Here is a 15,405-nt window from a genome sequence, read left to right on the forward strand (position 1 = left end):
CACGCGCAGCCCTCGGTAGCTCCTGGTCCGCACCCGGCCGCGGATAGCATGGCACCGTGTCGGCGGGTGGAGCAGCGGTGTCGGCTGCGACGCCGCACGGCAGCCGCATCGACGCGTGGCTCGGCCGCAGCCCCGGTGCACAGCGAGCCTGGCGGGTCGGCGCTCCCGCGCTCGTGCTGCTGACGGCATCCGTGCTGCGCTTCTGGAATCTCGGTCACCCGCACGAGCTCGTCTTCGACGAGACCTACTACGTGAAGGATGCCTGGACGCTCTTCAACCTCGGATACGAGTCGAGGTGGCCCGAAGGCGCCAACGCCGCCTGGGCAGCCGGCGACCCGAACGGTTACTCGACCGAGGCGAGCTTCGTCGTGCACCCGCCGCTGGGAAAGTGGATCATCGCGCTCGGCCTCGCGGCGTTCGGTGCGGCCGACCCGGTCGGCTGGCGCTTCTCGACGGCCGTCGCCGGAGTCGTGCTTATCGCCCTCGTCATGGTTGCCGCGCACCTCATGTTCCGCTCGACCGCGGTCACCGCGCTCGCTGGCGGGCTGCTCGCCATCGACGGCAACGCGATCGTGATGAGCAGGGTCGGGCTGCTCGACGGGCTGCTCGCCGTGTTCGTGCTCGCAGGATTCATCTGCTGGCTGCTCGACCGTCGATGGGCGGGGCGAAGGCTGCGGGAATGGGCAGCGTCGCGACAAGACGCGAAACGAGGGTTGGAGTGGGGTCCCGCGCTGTGGTGGCGGCCGTGGCTCCTCGCCATGGGAACCGTGCTCGGCGCCGCATCGGCGGTGAAGTGGTCAGGCCTCTACGTGCTCGCCTTCTTCGCGGTCGGCTCCCTGATCGCCGACGCCATCGACCGGCGGCGTGCGGGCATCAGCTTCTGGGCGTCGGGAACGGTGCTCAAGCAGGGGCCCGTGAGCTTCGTGCTCACAGTGCCGGTGGCTCTAGCGGTGTACCTCGTCAGCTTCACCGGCTGGTTCGTCACCGACGGGGGCTATAGCCGTCACTGGGCGGGGGCCGTCGGCGAGCCGTGGACCGGAGCGCTCGCATGGGTGCCGCTCGACTGGCAGAGCTTCTGGCACTACCAGAGCGCCGTCTACGACTACCACGTCGGCGAAACGCGCCCGCATGGCTACCAAGCGTTCGCGTGGACGTGGCTGCTGCTGATTCGACCCACGGGCATGTACTACCGCACCTCAGGGATGGGCGATGCGGGGTGCCGTTTCGACCAGTGCGCCAGCACCATCACGGGCATTGCGAACCCGATCATCTGGTGGGCGTCGGTCGCTGCGGTGCTCGCACTCGTCGTGCTGCTGTTCGCTCGACGACGGCTCGTTCGCCTTAGTGGCGTGGGCGCCGTGGGTGGCTTGGGTGGCTTGGGCGGCTTGGGCGGCTTGTCCAACGCGGGCCACGTCGCCGACCCGGAACGCGCCCTGACCAGCCCGTGTGGCCAGGCGGGCGCGATCCTGCTCGGACTCGCGGCGGGATATCTGCCGTGGCTGCTCTACCCCGAGCGCACGGTGTTCCAGTTCTACACGATCGTGTTCGAGCCGTTCCTCGTGCTCGCCCTCGCCATGGTGCTCGGCCTCGTGCTCGGACGGTCGACGGATGCCGCATGGCGGCGACAGAGCGGCATCGGCGTCGTCGCGGTCTTCCTGGTCTTCGCGGTACTGGTGAGCGCGTTCTTCTGGCCGCTGTGGACCGCGATGCCGGTACCGGTCGAGTTCACGAGGCTGCACTACTGGCTGCCGGGCTGGCGCTGACGGCCGCGCCCTGGCGCCGCGCCCAGCATCCCTCCGCATCACAGCATCGCTTCGCGTCACAGCATCCCCCGAGATGACACTTTCGGTCGTCGGATCGCGATTTCTCGTGCAGAAATCGTCATCTCGACGCTACAACCAGGCTCAGTCGAACAGGTCGCTGAGCCAGTTCTCCTTCTTCTTGCGGTAGGGGTAGCGGCCGGAGTCATCACGGCGCTCGTCATAGCGAGGCTCTTCGCGGTACCGCTGCTGGTGCGGAGCTGCGGGCGGTGTGTCCCGCGACGGCGCCGACGCCTGCGAGAACGCGCCGGCGCGATCGATGATCTTGTCCAACTCACCACGGTCGAGCCACACGCCTCGGCATTGCGGGCAATAGTCGATCTCGATGCCATTGCGTTCGCTCATCACGAGCGTCGACTGGTCTACGGGGCACTGCATGGTTCCTCCTCGAAGAGCGGTGGCGTCTCAGATTAGAGAGCCGAACTGTGCATCCGCTTTGCCGGACCCTCGAGCGAGACTCGAGTGTCGGTGCGCCCCAAAGGAACTCACGGTAGCGACGGACGGCTGGACACTTCGTCGCCGCAGTCAGCCGCCGAGCGGGTCGGGCGCGCAAGGGAGAGAAGGTTTCGTTCGCTCAGAGTTCGGCGAGTTGGGCGGTGAGTTCGGCGGTTCCGGTGACCGGCAACCGGCACACGAACTCGCGGCACAGGTAGGCGGCTGGGACGCCGTCGATCAACGACTTGGCAGCGAACAACTCGAAGCCTGCCGCTTCGAACGCACGTGCCTGTTCCTCGGTCACCACGATCGACAGCGCGCCGGAACGCCGCCAACGACGAGCGGCTTCGGCGAGCGGTGCGTGGCGATCGTTCGAGACGACCACGAGTTGCACCGCTCCGGCATCCAGCGCGCTCATGACGCCGAGCGATGTGCCGAAGGCGATCGGCTGCTCGATCGCGAACCTGCCGAGCGGTGCCATCGCTCGTTGAGCGGCGTCGAGCCAGCGGCGATCACCGTCGAGCAGGAAGAGCAGGTACGACGCGGATGCCGCGGCGCTCAAGCCGCTCGGGTATGCGCCCTCGCTCGGGTCAGCGCCCACGGCGAGGCCGCTGCCGGTGAGTACCGGGTCACCCTCACCCGGCGCGACGAACACCGGCGGTGCGGCATCCGGCTCGGCGCTGCTGCCTGGGCTGGGCTCGCCACCGGCTGCACTCGAGCCCGTCGAGTCGCCGAGCGCGACCGGGGACCTCACCTCGGCCGAATGGCTCACGAGGCAGGCGTCGAGCAACTCGCGGGCGGCCGTCGCGAAGCGCACTTCAGCGCTGGCGCAGGCGAGGCGCAGCAGGCCATCGGCGAGCATGCCGTAGTCCTCGAGCGTCGCGGGCGCCGGCGACACCCGCTCCCCCGCCGTCGCGCGTAGTAGCGTTCCGTCGGAGCGGCGATGGCGCTCGAGCAGGAGGTCTGCGGCATCCGTCGCCCAATCGACCCAGCGCCGCTCACCGAGCAGCGAGCCGGCCTCGGCGAGCGCTCCGATCGCGAGGCCGTTCCAGCCGGTGAGCACCTTGTCGTCGACCGCGGGAGGTTCGAGCCGATCGCGGTTCGTGCTGAGGTAGTAGCCGCCCTCGACGCGTCGACCGTCGACGACGCTCTCGCTGTCTTGCGCGGCGCCGAAGCCGCCCGGCACGCGCAGCACGCCATCGAGGAATGAGGCGACGCCGGCGGCGATGTCGCGGCGGCCCGCGCGCGCGTACGCGGTGAGCAGCAGCGCGTTATCGGTCAGCATCCGCTCGTAGTGAGGATCGCGCCAATTGCGCAGCGTCGCGTACCGGAAGAACCCGCCCTCCACCGGATCTCGCAACGCGGATGCCGCCATGGCATCGAGCGTGCGCTCTGCCAACTCACCGGCCGCGCGGTCTCCGAGCGATGCGCGATCCAGCAGCGCCTGCAGCACGCTCGCCACCGGAAATTTGGGAGCACCGCCGAATCCGCCGAACTGGCGGTCTTCGTCGCGAAGCAGTGTCGCGACGGCTCGGTCGAAGTCGGAGGCGGTGGGCAATGGGCCGGAAGCAGGCATCGACGCGGAAGCGACGGCATCCGCCACCTGATCGGCGATGCGGCTCGTCTCGGCGCGGCGCTCACGCCATGCCTCGTCGACGGCCTCGAGCACCTGGCGGAACGATGGCTGGCCGGCGACCGGCGAGGGCGGGAAGTACGTGCCGGCGAAGAAGACGCGGCCACGAGGAGTCGCGAAGGCGGTGAGAGGCCACCCGAGGTTGCGAGTGAACGCGGAGGCCGCGGCGAGGTAGCTGCTGTCGACATCGGGATGCTCCTCGCGGTCGACCTTCACGGCGACGAAGCGTGCGTTCAGCCACTCGGCGAGGATCGGGTCGCTGAAGCTCTCGCGAGCCATCACATGGCACCAGTGGCACGTCGAATAGCCGATCGAGACCAGCACCGGCACATCGCGGCGGGCCGCCTCGGCGAACGCCTCCTCGCCCCAGGGCCACCAGTCGACGGGGTTGTCAGCGTGCGCGCGCAGGTACGGGCTCAGCGCATCCGCGAGTCGCTCGGCCATGCGCCCACCCTACGCTCGGCAGCGCAGCGGCCCCGGGTCGCGGGCTGAGCTCAGTCTCGGCCTCGGCGGCGCTGGCGCACGGCGCGCACCGCGAGCTGCACCGCGGTGAAGACCAGCAGCGCGGCGAAGAGCACAGCGCCGAGCTGTGGCGGTACCGCCGCAGCCACGGCGACGCCTCCGAGCGATGCCGGCACCGCGAGCAGACCGATCACCGCCGCGGCACGCACATCGCTGTTGCCGCGGCGTACGTTCGCGAGCGTGCCCGTGATCGAGGTGGGAATCATCATCAGCAGCGAGGTGCCCTTGGCCACGAGGTCGCCCATGCCGAACAACACCATGAGCATCGGCACCACGACCACGCCGCCGCCGACACCGAGCAGTCCAGACAGGATGCCGGTGACAAGCCCCAGCCCGATGAGCGCGACGACCGTACCCACCCCGAGTTCGAGCACTGCGCCGCGGTCGGGCACGAGCAGGAACATCCGGATCGCCATGGCGACGAGGAACGCGATGAACAGCCAGCGCAGCACGCCCTGGGGAACCTTGTGCAGCAGCCAGGAACCGATGAGCGAGCCGACGATGGCGCCGCCGGCGAGGCATCCCGCAGCGATCCAATCGACCTCGCCCTGCACTGCGTACCCGATGGCACCGGCGATCGCGGTCGGCAGGATCGCGGTCAGCGAGGTGCCGCTCGCTCGCCGCTGCTCGAAGTTCGCGAGCATCAGGAGCAACGGCACGATGATCACTCCGCCGCCAACTCCGAAGAGTCCGGAGAAGAAACCCGCGAGCAGCCCGACGATCGCCAGCCGCCACCAGCGGCCGCGCACTGCCGCGCTCAATTCTGCTCGTCGGGGTGCGGGCCGCCCCGGCCGCCGCGCTCGAGCGCGGTGATCGCGTCGAGTTCGGCGAGCGTGAGGTCGAAGCCGAGCACGTCGATGTTCTCGCGCATTCGCGACGAGTTGCCCGACTTCGGCAGCGGGATGTTCCCCAGCTGCAGGTGCCAACGCAGCACCACCTGGGCCGGCGTCACGCCGTGCGCCTTCGCAGCAGCAACCACCGGCTCCTCACCGAAGAGGTCGTACTTGCCCTGCCCGAGCGGACCCCATGCCTCGACCGCGATGCCGTTCGCGCGGCAGTACGCGACGACATCACGCTGCTGGTACGCCGGATGCAACTCGATCTGGTTCACCGCGGGCACCGTGGCGCTCTCGCGCGCGAGCCGCTCGAGATGCGGCACGAGAAAGTTCGACACGCCGATCGAGCGGGTGAGCCCGTCGAGCTTGAACCGTTCGAGCGCCTGCCAGGCACCCACATAGCGGTCGCGCTTCGGGGCCGGCCAGTGCAGCAGATAGAGATCGATGTAACCGAGGTCGAGCTTCTCCATGCTCTCGGCGATCGCGCGCTCCGCCTCCACCGGCTCCTGACGGTCGAACCACTGCTTCGTCGTGACGAAGAGCTCTTCGCGAGGGATTCCGGACGCGCGCAGCGCCCGGCCGACCTCAGCCTCGTTGCCATACAGCGCCGCAGTGTCGAAGTGGCGATAGCCCGCTTCGAGTGCTTCGCTGACCACCTTTTCGGCGTTGCCGGCATCCACTTTGTAGACGCCGAAACCGATTTGCGGGATGGCATTCCCGTCGTTGAGTCTGATGACGGGAACGCGGGTCATCCGGTCACACATGCCTTTCGTCTTGGCCGGTGTAGGCACTCAGTGGGCGGATCAGCGCGTTCGATTCCAGTTGTTCGATGATGTGCGCTGTCCACCCGGTCACCCGGCTCGCCGCGAAGAGCGGCGTGAACATCAATGTATCGAAACCCATGAGATGGTACGCCGGTCCCGACGGGTAGTCGAGGTTGGGCTTGATGTTCTTGCGGCTGACCATCGCGTGCTCGAGGGCGTCGTAGAGCTCGGCGAGGTCGGGCCGATCGAAATGGGTGATGAGGGTGTCGAGTGCCGCCTTCATGGTCGGCACGCGCGAGTCTCCGTTCTTGTACACGCGGTGCCCGAAGCCCATGATCTTCTGCTTGGTCGCGAGGGCGTTCTCGAGCCACGGTTCTGCGCGGTCTGCGGTGCCGATCTGCTGGAACACATGCATCACGGCCTCGTTCGCGCCGCCGTGCAACGGACCCTTGAGCGCTCCGACCGCGGCGACGACCGCGCTGTACAGATCGCTCAGCGTCGAGGTCACCACCCGCGCCGTGAACGTCGACGCGTTGAACGAGTGCTCGGCGTACAGGATCATCGACACGTCGAACGCGTCGACCACGACCATCTCGGGCACTTCGCCGAACGTCATGTGCAAGAAGTTCGCCGAGTACGAGAGGTCTTCGCGGGGCTCGACCAGGTCTTCGTCGCGGCGACGGCGCTGGTCGTACGCGACGATCGCCGGAATCTTCGCGAACAGGGTGATGGCCCGTCGCACGTTCGCCTCGCGGTCGTCTGGCGAGGCCATCGACGGCACGGTCTCGTCTCGGGCACCGATCACGCTGACGGCGGTGCGGAGCACATCCATGGGGTGCGCGGTGACCGGCAGCTCGTCGATGACGTTCTTCACGGCAGCGTCGAGATGCCGCTGCGCGCGCTCGAGCTGCTGGAACTCCTCCAGCTGCACCGGCGTCGGCAGCTCGCCGTGCCAGAGCAGGTAGGCGACCTCCTCGAACGTGCAGTTCGCGGCAAGCTCCTGCACCGGGTAGCCCCGGTACAGCAGCGAGTTCGTCTCTGGGTTCACCTTCGAGATCGCGGTCTCGTCGACCACGACGCCGGCCAGTCCCTTTCGGATGTCGTCGCTCATCTCACTCCTTCGTGATGCTCGTGTGTTCAAGTCTGCTGCGGTCGGCCGTCCCGTGTGGCGCGCGGCTTCAGTGCTTCGTGAACCCGATGGCGCCATGGGGTCGCGGCTCAGTGCCGCAGGGCCACGGGTCAGCGGCCGGGCACAGTGAAGTTGAAGATGCCCGAGTCGAACGCGTTGTAGCCGCTGTAGTCGAGCAGTTCATAGAGTTGCGCCCGGGTCTGCATGTCATCGACGGCGGAGGCCTGCGTGCCTTCTGCGGCGATCAGATCGAGGGTGCGCTCGGCGGCGCCCATGGCGCTTCGCAGCAACGTGACCGGGTAGATGACGATGCGGATGCCGGCATCCTGCAACTGCTGGGCCGTGAAGAGCTCGCTCTTGCCGAACTCCGTCATGTTCGCGAGCACCGGCACGTCGAGCGACTCGCACATCGCCTCGAACTCGCCGAGGTCGCGCATCGCCTCCGGGAAGACCGCGTCGGCCCCAGCGTCGACCAAGCGCTTGGCCCGATCGATCGCCGCCGCCATGCCGTCGACCCCGCGGATGTCGGTGCGGGCCATGATGAGCAGGTTCGGATCACGACGCGCGTCGGCGGCGGCGCGGATGCGCTTGACGGCCGTATCGGCATCCACGACCTGCTTGCCGTCGAGATGCCCGCAGCGCTTCGGGTTCACCTGGTCCTCGATGTGCAGCCCGGCGACGCCGGCGTCTTCGAGCTCCTGCACGGTGCGCGCGACGTTCATCGGCTCGCCGAATCCCGTGTCGGCGTCGACGAGCGCGGGCAGGTTCGTCATGCGAGCGATCTGGGTGCTGCGGCCGGCGACCTCACTCAGCGTCGTGAGCCCGATGTCGGGCAGACCCAGGTCGGCGGCCAGCACTGCGCCCGAGATGTAGACGCCGTCGAACCCCTTCTCCTCGATGAGGCGCGCGCTCAGCGGGTTGAACGCTCCTGGCACCTGCAGCAGTTCGCCCGATCCGAGCCGCTCGCGGAACGCCGCCCGCTTCTCGGCGGCACTCGTGGTCGCGTACAGCATCAGAAGATCCCCTTCGTACCGGCCGAGGGCACGTCGCCCATGACATTGAGTTCGAGCAATTCGGATGCTGTCAGCTCCGGCAGCCGCTGCGCGGCATCGAGGAACCGCTCGATCTCGGGGTCGGCGAGCACGCCGTCAGCCAGCATCCGGAACTTCGCGATGTACTGCTCGCGGGCGAAGGGGCGTGCGCCGAGCGGATGAGCGTCGGCGACGGCGATCTCATCGACGACGCGTGTGCCGTCGACGAGATCGATCTCGACTCGGCCGCCGAACGCCTTCTCGGCAGGGTCAGTCGAGTGGTAGCGGCGGGTCCACTCCGCGTCTTCCTGCGTGGTGATCTTGCGCCACAGCTCGACGGTGTCGGGGCGGGCAGCGCGCTCGGGGGCGTAGGAGGCGACGTGGTGCCAGGCGCCGTCTTGCAGTGCGACGGCGAAGATGTACGGGATCGAGTGGTCGAGGGTCTCGCGGCTGGCGTCGGGGTCGTACTTCTGCGGGTCGTTCGCTCCCGAGCCGATCACGTAGTGGGTGTGGTGGCTCGTATGCAGCACGATGCGCTCGATGTTCGCCGGGTCGCGCAGCTCGGGCCGGGCGTTGCCGAGCCGTCGTGCCAGGTCGATCAGTGCTTGCGCCTGGTACTCGGCAGAGTGCTCCTTGGTGTAGGTGTCGAGAATCGCGCGGCGCTGCTCGCCTCGTTCGGGCAGTGGCACCTGGTAGCGCGCCTCGGGACCGTCAAGCAACCACGCGATCACGCCGTCTTCACCCTCATAGATCGGGCTCGGGCTGGTCTGACCGCGCATGGCGCGGTCGACCGCCTCGACGGCCATCTTCCCGGCGAACGCGGGCGCGTGCGCCTTCCAGGTCGAGATCTCGCCCTTGCGCGATTGCCTGGTCGCGGTGGTCGTGTGGAGCGCTTGGCCGATGGCCTGATAGATCGTCTCTGCTTCGAGGCCGAGGAGTGTGCCGATGCCGCCGGCCGCTGACGGGCCGAGATGTGCGACGTGGTCGATCTTGTGCTTGTGCAGGCAGATCGACCTCACCAGGTCGACCTGGAGCTCGTAGCCGGTGACGATGCCGCGCAGCAGCGCGCCGCCGTCGCGGCCCGTGTGCTGGGCGACGGCGAGGATCGCGGGGATGTTGTCGGCAGGGTGCGAGTAGTCGGCGGCGAGGAAGGTGTCGTGGTAGTCGAGTTCGCGTACCGCGACGCCGTTCGCCCATGCGGCCCACTCGGGGCTCACCAGCGCAGCGGAGCCGAATACCGTCGCCCCTCGACCGCGGGTGGCGCCGGCCTGCTCCGCCTGATCGCGCGCCGCGAGCACCGGCGCACGGCCGAGCGACGCGACGGCGACTGCCGCGTTGTCGATCACACGGTTGATGACCATGTCGGTCACCTCGGGCGCGGGATCGAGCTGCTCGGCAGCGACCTCAGCGAGCTTCCACGCGAGCTGATCCTCGCGGGGCAGGTGCTCTTCGCTTCGGTAGACGCGTACGTCGTGGGTCTTCACAGGGCGATCCTCTCGGTTCGGTGGCGCTCAGTTACATACGGGCCGGCCGGTGCCTGCTCGGGCACGCGGGCCGTGCCTGCATCCTTCGCGGCCGGGGTCTCAGGGGGTACGGCGTGGGCGAGGGCGTGCTGCAGCGCATTGTGCAGATGCACGTGGGTGGCGTGGGCGGCGAGCTCGCCATCGCCGGCGCGGATGGCGCGGACGATGAGGAGGTGCTCGGCGGCGCCTGCCCGCAGTCTCGGCAGATCGTCGATGGCGAGACGGCGGATTCGCACCAAATGCGTGCGGAGCTGCTTCATCGCGCCGACGAGATAGGGGTTCTGCACGGCGTCGTCGAGCGCTGCGTCGAACCGCGCGACCAACTCGTAATACGCGTCGCGATCCGGGTCGTCGCCGCGCAGCAGCTCTGGAGCCCGTTCGAATGCGGACTCCAGTTCGCTGAAGACCTCGTCATCCGCGCGCTGGGCGGCGAGTCTCGCGGCTTGCTCGTCGAGCGCTCGCCGCACCTCGAAGAGGTTCCGGATGTCGTCGGCCGACATCGCGGTGACAACGAGTCCACGACCGGCGTGCGCGGCGACGAGCCCGTCGGCGGCGAGCCGGGAGAGCGCCTCACGAAGGGGCGTGCGGCTCACGCCCAGCCGGGCGGCCTGCTCCACTTCGGCCAGTACTGTGCCGGGCCGCAATTCCCACCGCACGATCTCGTCGCGCAGCGTTCGGTAGGCGCGGTCGCTCGCTCGCATGGCGCCTCCTTCGCTGGGTTCCGGCATCCGCCCCGTGCAATTCCATGCCAACCGAGCCGAATGTATACACAGACTAGCCAAACTCGTGGAAACGGCAACACTAGCGGCCACTTTGTATACAGAACTCGGGGCTGACATGACGCTGGTGGTCTGCAAGCATTGGTGGCGCGGCACAGCTTCAGCAACCCACCAGATGCCCGCGAGATCGTCGCACTCATCGCGGGCGCCCGATGTCGAAGGAGACACCATGGCGACGCAGATCTTCGTCAACCTGCCCACCAGCGATCTGGAGCGCGCCAAGAGCTTCTTCACCGGTCTCGGCTGGCGCATCAACCCCGACTTCACCGACGAGAACGCGGCTTGCGTGGTGGTCGATGAGCACATCTACCTCATGGTGCTCACTCGCGATTTCTTCGCGACGTTCACCGACAAGCCGATCGCCGATCCGAGCCAGAGCCTGCAGGTCGAGACGGCTCTCAGCTACGGCTCGCGCGAGGCGGTCGACCAGCTCCTGAGCAAGGCGATGGCTTCAGGCGGGCGAGAGCACCGCGAAGCGCAGGACATGGGGTTCATGTACTCGCGCAGCTTCGAGGACCCCGACGGCAACCTCTTCAGCGCCCTCTGGATGGACCCTCGCGCTGCCGAGGTCGGCCCCGAGGCCTTCCTCGAGGAGCAGGCCGGCGACGGCGAGGGCTGAGTTCACCCCGTCACCTGGCCGCCGGGCACGCAATACGCGATCCCGAGAGGGCCTGGTGCGGGAAGCTCGCCGCCTCGCTCGCGCCTGAGCGGCGAACTTCCCTGCGTCTGTGTCGGCGAGTCGGCTCAGCGGTAGCGGCGACCCTCATCGCGGCGGAAGAGCACGAGCGCGAGCACGAGGGTCATGGCGATCCACGCCAGGATGCCGAGCCACGCCCAGGGTTCGAGATCGCCGCCCTGCACCGCCCAGATGACGAGTTCGCGCGCCTGCCGTGATGGGAAGAACTTCGACAGGGTGTCGAGCCACGGCGCGAAGAGCAGAGGCGGCAGGAACAAGCCGCCGGCGAAGGCGAAGCCGAACATGACGACCTGCACCACGGCGATCGCGGCCTTGGACGGCATCGAGTAGCCGACGCAGATGCCGATCAGCATGAACGGCAGCGCCGAGACGGCGAGCATCACCAGTCCGAACAGGATGCCGGAGATCGACGCCTCGGCGGCGGTCAGCAGTCCTCCGATCACGATCACCGGGATGATCGCGATGACACCCATGAGCCCGATCGAGAAGATGTACGCGAGCACCCGGGCCATCCCCGGCACGGGCAGCGTGCGAAGGTACGGGTCCCACGGCTTCTCGCGGTCTTCGGCGATGGAGATTCCGAAGCTGAACAGCGAGTTCGCCATCACGGCGAACACCGACATCGAGATGACCGCTTGCGTGGCGAATGCCGGATCGTCGGCCACGACACGCTGCGGAACGACGAAGAAGAGGAGCCCGAGCGCCGGGAAGACGAGCGAACCGATCACGGCGATCGGCACGCGGAACGTCTCGATCATGCTGTACTTCGCGTGCACACCCGCGAGGCGGAACGTAGTCATGCCTGGTTCTCCTTCAAAGACTCGGCGATAGCGGCATTCGCGTTCGCGGTGAGAGTGAGGAAGGCCTCCTCGAGGCTGGCCCCTCGCACGGTGAGGCCGCGGAAGGGAATACCGGAGGCGACAAGCTCACGAACAGCCGTATCGGCGTCGCGGGCGAACAGCGTGAGCGAGCCGTCAGCCTCGGGACGCGAGTCGACGACGCCGGGAAGGGCGATCGCTGCCTGGGCCTCGGGGGTCGTGAGGCGGAGCATCCGGAGTTCCACTTGGTCGAGCACGGCATGCAACTCGTCGTCGACCAGTACGCGGCCGCGGTCGACGACCACCACCCGCTGAGCGAGCGCCTCGATCTCTTCGAGGTAGTGGCTGGTCACGACCACCGTCGCGCCGGCCTCATGCTGGCGGCGAACTGCATCCCAGAGCGCCCGGCGTCCGTCGACGTCGAGACCCGTGGTCGGTTCGTCGAGCAAGACAAGCTTCGGACGACCGACGAAAGCGAGCGCGACGCTGAGCCTGCGGCGCTGCCCGCCGGAGAGCGCACCGGTCTGCCGCTTGAGCAACGCGGTGAGACCGAACTCCTCAGCGAGCTCGGCAGTCGGCACCGGCTGGTCGAAGTGGCGTCCGATGAACTCGATCACCTCTCGCACCCGGAGCGTGGCTGGCAGCGCGGTCTCTTGCGGGGTGCACCCGAGGTGGGCGCGCGTCGACGGAGCCGACGGATCGCCCCCGAAGAGCTCGATCGTGCCGCTGCTGGGGCGCCGAAGCCCCTGCAACAGAGACAGCAGTGTCGTCTTGCCGGCGCCGTTCGGGCCGAGCAATCCGACGATGCGGCCGGCACCGATCTCGAGCGAGACGTCATCGAGCGCGGTGACATCGCCGAAGCGTCGGGTGACCCGGTCGAGCCGGGCGAGGGTGGTCACGATTCTCCTCCTAGCAAGTCTTTCAATGCAGTGGTGTAGTCCTCGAACGCGCGGCGCCCGAGCCTGCTGAGCGCGAGGTAGGTCGCCGGTGTGCGGCCCTCGTGCGTCTTCTGAACTTCGACGTACCCGGCGTCTTCGAGCTTGCGCAGATGCGTCGAGAGGTTGCCCGCTGTCATGTCGAGCAGCTCTTGAAGTCGGGTGAACGAGATGCGATCGCCGCGAGGGACCGCAGCGAGCGTGGCGGTGATGCGGAGTCGTGCAGCGGCGTGAATGACGGGATCGAGCTCGACCATGCCATCACCTCTTGCGTGCCCTCAGGGCATCGCGAATGGAGGCAGCGAGGAAGACAACCCCACCGAGCGCCATCACGAGGTTGTTATGAGGAGCGCCGGCGAACGGGGCGAGCGCTCCGAGCGCCAGCAAGGGCACGCCCACCACAAGCTGACTCTTCTCGTTCCAGAGCGCGGCGCCGAAAAGATACATGATGCCCGCCATGACCGCGTAGGCCGACGGGAAGTAGAGCGATGCGAGCTCCTGAGAGAGTCCGTGCTGCAGCAGACCCATGCCGATCGCGGCAAGCGCGATTCCAAGCACCGACCACGAGAGGCCATACACGGCGCCAGCGAAATCAGACGCCCCCCGCACGCCCCGACCGATCCGGATGCCGACGATCGCCGAGATCACGATCGCCGTCACGATGAGCGCCGCGAAGATGGCACCGGCGAGCGCCAGAGGCATCCACTCGGCCGACCAGCCGAGCCAGAGCAGCACGAAGCCAATGAGCCAGGCGATGCCCCACACCCCGTACAGCAGCGCCACGGACAGCACATGCGCTTGCGTGAATGCCCGCTGCTGGTGCTCGAGCAGCGCGAGCATCTCAGCGGGATCAAGCGGCTCGTCACCGAGTTCAGCCTGCTGTGGAGTCTGCGGGACTGCCGGCTTGTTCTTCGACGAATGACCTGAGTCCATATCAACTTTGTATCACAAAGTACTTCATCCGGACAAGAACTCTGTGACGGCACGCTACGGCCGGGGCCAGCCGCGCACGGGCGCGTATCCCGCCGAGCGGGATCGCGCGCGGCGGCTCAGCGGTCCTGGTAGACGTCGGGGATGCCGTCGCCGTCGGCGTCGACCGCTTCCTTCAGCGCGATCCGGCGGTAGCGACGATTGCGGATCGACAGCAGGATCGACGCGAGGATCGCCGCGATCAAAGAAGCGACGAGAATCCCGACCTTGGCGTGGTCATGGTGCGGATTCGCGCCCGGGAAGCTCAGCTCGGTGATGAGCAGCGACACTGTGAATCCGATGCCGGCGAGCAGGCCCACGCCTGTGATGTCGATCCACTTGAGCGCCGGATCCAGACGGATGCCGCGGGCCCGTGTGATGACCCAGGTGGCGAGCACGATGCCGATCGGCTTGCCGACGACCAGCCCTGCCACGATCCCGATCGTGACCGGGTCGGTCAGCGCGGCGATGAAGCCCTCGTGGCCACCGAGCGCGACACCGGCGGAGAAGAACGCGAAGACCGGAACCGCGAAACCCGCCGACAACGGGCGGAAGCGGTGCTCGAACACTTCGGCGAGACCGGGCTCGCCTTCACCGACGGCGTCGCGGCGGCGGTGCAGCACTGGGATGGTGAAGCCCAGCAGCACTCCCGCGATCGTCGCGTGGATTCCGGCGGCATGCACGAACGCCCAGGCCACGACGCCGATTGGGAGCAGCACCGCCCATGCTGCGACCGGACGGAGGTGGAAGAACTGCCGGTAGCGCTGCGCCAGCACCGCGTAGAGGGCGATGGTGAGCAGCGCGAGGAGGAGCGGAACCAGCTCGATCGACTCGGTGTAGAAGACCGCGATGATGCCGATCGCCATGAGGTCGTCGACGACGGCAAGCGTGAGCAGGAAGATCCGGAGCGCGCTGGGCAGGTGCGAGCCGATGATCGCGAGCACCGCGACGGCGAAAGCGATGTCGGTGGCCGTGGGAATGGCCCAGCCCTTGGCGAGCTCAGCATCCGGCGCGACGATCGCGATGTAGAACGCGGCGGGTACCACGACGCCGCCGATCGCGGCGACGACCGGCACGATCGCTGTGCTGAATCGGCGCAGGTCGCCGGCGACGAGTTCGCGCTTGAGCTCCAACCCGACCAGGAAGAAGAAGATCGCCAGCAAGCCGTCGGCGGCCCACGCTCCGAGACTGAGACGCAAGTGCCATGGCTCATACCCGAACTCGAGGTCGCGCAGCCAGAAGTAGCCCTCCGCCCACGGCGAGTTCGCCCAGATGATCGCGATCGCCGCCATGAGCACCAGCAGACCGCCGCCGACGGTCTCCTTGCGGAGCAGCGCGCCGATGCGCACCGCCTCGGCGTAGCTCCCACGACGAGGGAACTGCGGGGTTTCTGCTGAATGGCGAGAATGCTGTGAGGTCACGATGGCTCCGGTGCGGTCGACAGTACGAAATGTCGACCAGGCTTCCCGACGCGCCACCACCAGCGTACGTCACGCAGTGCGCGAGATGACCCG

15 protein-coding genes are annotated in these 15,405 nt (G+C 67.9%); 2 read left to right on the top strand and 13 right to left on the bottom strand.

Going from position 1 to position 15,405, the window contains the following annotated elements:
* The first annotated feature begins 56 nt into the window (after window positions 1–56).
* A complete protein-coding gene (locus tag QF206_RS11280; RefSeq protein WP_281489339.1) occupies window positions 57–1,763 on the top strand; it encodes a dolichyl-phosphate-mannose--protein mannosyltransferase in 1,707 nt (568 codons plus the stop codon).
* A 141-nt stretch (window positions 1,764–1,904) separates the two neighbouring features.
* Here QF206_RS11280 and QF206_RS11285 read toward each other — a convergent pair whose 3' ends face one another.
* The 8 genes from QF206_RS11285 to QF206_RS11320 form a co-directional block, all read right to left on the bottom strand.
* Entirely contained in the window at window positions 1,905–2,198 is a 294-nt protein-coding gene (locus tag QF206_RS11285) for a TFIIB-type zinc ribbon-containing protein (RefSeq protein WP_281489340.1), read from the bottom strand.
* Window positions 2,199–2,394: 196 nt separating this feature from the next.
* Window positions 2,395–4,332, bottom strand: coding sequence for a thioredoxin domain-containing protein (locus tag QF206_RS11290; RefSeq protein WP_281489341.1), 1,938 nt, complete (start codon window positions 4,330–4,332; stop codon window positions 2,395–2,397).
* Between the two features lie 50 nt (window positions 4,333–4,382).
* On the bottom strand, window positions 4,383–5,171 hold the full coding sequence (locus QF206_RS11295; RefSeq protein WP_281489342.1) for a sulfite exporter TauE/SafE family protein: 789 nt from the start codon (window positions 5,169–5,171) through the stop codon (window positions 4,383–4,385).
* Window positions 5,168–5,998, bottom strand: coding sequence for an aldo/keto reductase (locus QF206_RS11300; RefSeq protein ID WP_281489343.1), 831 nt, complete (start codon window positions 5,996–5,998; stop codon window positions 5,168–5,170). Before QF206_RS11300 ends, QF206_RS11295 begins: the two co-directional genes overlap by 4 nt.
* A 4-nt stretch (window positions 5,999–6,002) precedes the next feature.
* A complete protein-coding gene (locus tag QF206_RS11305) occupies window positions 6,003–7,121 on the bottom strand; it encodes a bifunctional 2-methylcitrate synthase/citrate synthase (RefSeq protein WP_281489344.1) in 1,119 nt (372 codons plus the stop codon).
* Window positions 7,122–7,249: 128 nt separating this feature from the next.
* Window positions 7,250–8,152, bottom strand: coding sequence for a methylisocitrate lyase (prpB, locus tag QF206_RS11310; protein WP_281489345.1), 903 nt, complete (start codon window positions 8,150–8,152; stop codon window positions 7,250–7,252).
* A complete protein-coding gene (locus QF206_RS11315; RefSeq protein ID WP_281489346.1) occupies window positions 8,152–9,654 on the bottom strand; it encodes an MmgE/PrpD family protein in 1,503 nt (500 codons plus the stop codon). Before QF206_RS11315 ends, prpB begins: the two co-directional genes overlap by 1 nt.
* Entirely contained in the window at window positions 9,651–10,394 is a 744-nt protein-coding gene (locus QF206_RS11320; protein ID WP_281489347.1) for a GntR family transcriptional regulator, read from the bottom strand. Before QF206_RS11320 ends, QF206_RS11315 begins: the two co-directional genes overlap by 4 nt.
* Window positions 10,395–10,641: 247 nt before the next feature.
* Between QF206_RS11320 and QF206_RS11325 the strand changes: the two genes are divergently transcribed.
* Window positions 10,642–11,091: a VOC family protein gene (locus QF206_RS11325; RefSeq protein ID WP_281489348.1), complete on the top strand. Its 450-nt coding sequence runs from the start codon at window positions 10,642–10,644 to the stop codon at window positions 11,089–11,091.
* A gap of 125 nt (window positions 11,092–11,216) precedes the next feature.
* On the opposite strand, the gene QF206_RS11330 is transcribed toward QF206_RS11325, so the two are convergent.
* The 5 genes from QF206_RS11330 to nhaA all read right to left on the bottom strand — a co-directional run bounded on the left by QF206_RS11330 (window position 11,217) and on the right by nhaA (window position 15,312).
* Entirely contained in the window at window positions 11,217–11,969 is a 753-nt protein-coding gene (locus tag QF206_RS11330; protein ID WP_281489349.1) for an ABC transporter permease, read from the bottom strand.
* Window positions 11,966–12,886: an ABC transporter ATP-binding protein gene (locus QF206_RS11335; RefSeq protein ID WP_281489350.1), complete on the bottom strand. Its 921-nt coding sequence runs from the start codon at window positions 12,884–12,886 to the stop codon at window positions 11,966–11,968. Before QF206_RS11335 ends, QF206_RS11330 begins: the two co-directional genes overlap by 4 nt.
* Window positions 12,883–13,179: a transcriptional regulator gene (locus QF206_RS11340; RefSeq protein ID WP_281489351.1), complete on the bottom strand. Its 297-nt coding sequence runs from the start codon at window positions 13,177–13,179 to the stop codon at window positions 12,883–12,885. Before QF206_RS11340 ends, QF206_RS11335 begins: the two co-directional genes overlap by 4 nt.
* A 4-nt stretch (window positions 13,180–13,183) precedes the next feature.
* Window positions 13,184–13,855, bottom strand: a complete 672-nt coding sequence (locus QF206_RS11345) for a hypothetical protein (protein ID WP_281489352.1) — start codon at window positions 13,853–13,855, stop codon at window positions 13,184–13,186.
* 116 nt (window positions 13,856–13,971) lie between these two features.
* Window positions 13,972–15,312 carry a Na+/H+ antiporter NhaA gene (gene nhaA / locus QF206_RS11350; RefSeq protein WP_281489353.1) on the bottom strand — a complete coding sequence of 447 codons (1,341 nt, stop codon included), beginning with the start codon at window positions 15,310–15,312 and terminating at the stop codon, window positions 13,972–13,974.
* Window positions 15,313–15,405: the final 93 nt, after the last annotated feature.

The sequence above is a fragment of the Ruicaihuangia caeni genome (assembly GCF_029952955.1).
In the GTDB taxonomy this organism is placed as follows: Bacteria; Actinomycetota; Actinomycetes; order Actinomycetales; family Microbacteriaceae; genus Ruicaihuangia; species Ruicaihuangia caeni.

Excerpts from the sequence above, each read along its gene's own strand:
- QF206_RS11285 (WP_281489340.1), bottom strand. The coding sequence starts at position 2,198 with ATGCAGTGCCCCGTAGACCAGTCGACGCTCGTGATGAGCGAACGCAAT.
- QF206_RS11290 (WP_281489341.1), bottom strand. The coding sequence starts at position 4,332 with ATGGCCGAGCGACTCGCGGATGCGCTGAGCCCGTACCTGCGCGCGCAC.
- QF206_RS11300 (WP_281489343.1), bottom strand. The coding sequence starts at position 5,998 with ATGACCCGCGTTCCCGTCATCAGACTCAACGACGGGAATGCCATCCCG.
- QF206_RS11305 (WP_281489344.1), bottom strand. The coding sequence starts at position 7,121 with ATGAGCGACGACATCCGAAAGGGACTGGCCGGCGTCGTGGTCGACGAG.
- prpB (WP_281489345.1), bottom strand. The coding sequence starts at position 8,152 with ATGCTGTACGCGACCACGAGTGCCGCCGAGAAGCGGGCGGCGTTCCGC.
- QF206_RS11320 (WP_281489347.1), bottom strand. The coding sequence starts at position 10,394 with ATGCGAGCGAGCGACCGCGCCTACCGAACGCTGCGCGACGAGATCGTG.
- QF206_RS11325 (WP_281489348.1), top strand. The coding sequence starts at position 10,642 with ATGGCGACGCAGATCTTCGTCAACCTGCCCACCAGCGATCTGGAGCGC.
- QF206_RS11330 (WP_281489349.1), bottom strand. The coding sequence starts at position 11,969 with ATGACTACGTTCCGCCTCGCGGGTGTGCACGCGAAGTACAGCATGATC.
- QF206_RS11340 (WP_281489351.1), bottom strand. The coding sequence starts at position 13,179 with ATGGTCGAGCTCGATCCCGTCATTCACGCCGCTGCACGACTCCGCATC.
- QF206_RS11345 (WP_281489352.1), bottom strand. The coding sequence starts at position 13,855 with ATGGACTCAGGTCATTCGTCGAAGAACAAGCCGGCAGTCCCGCAGACT.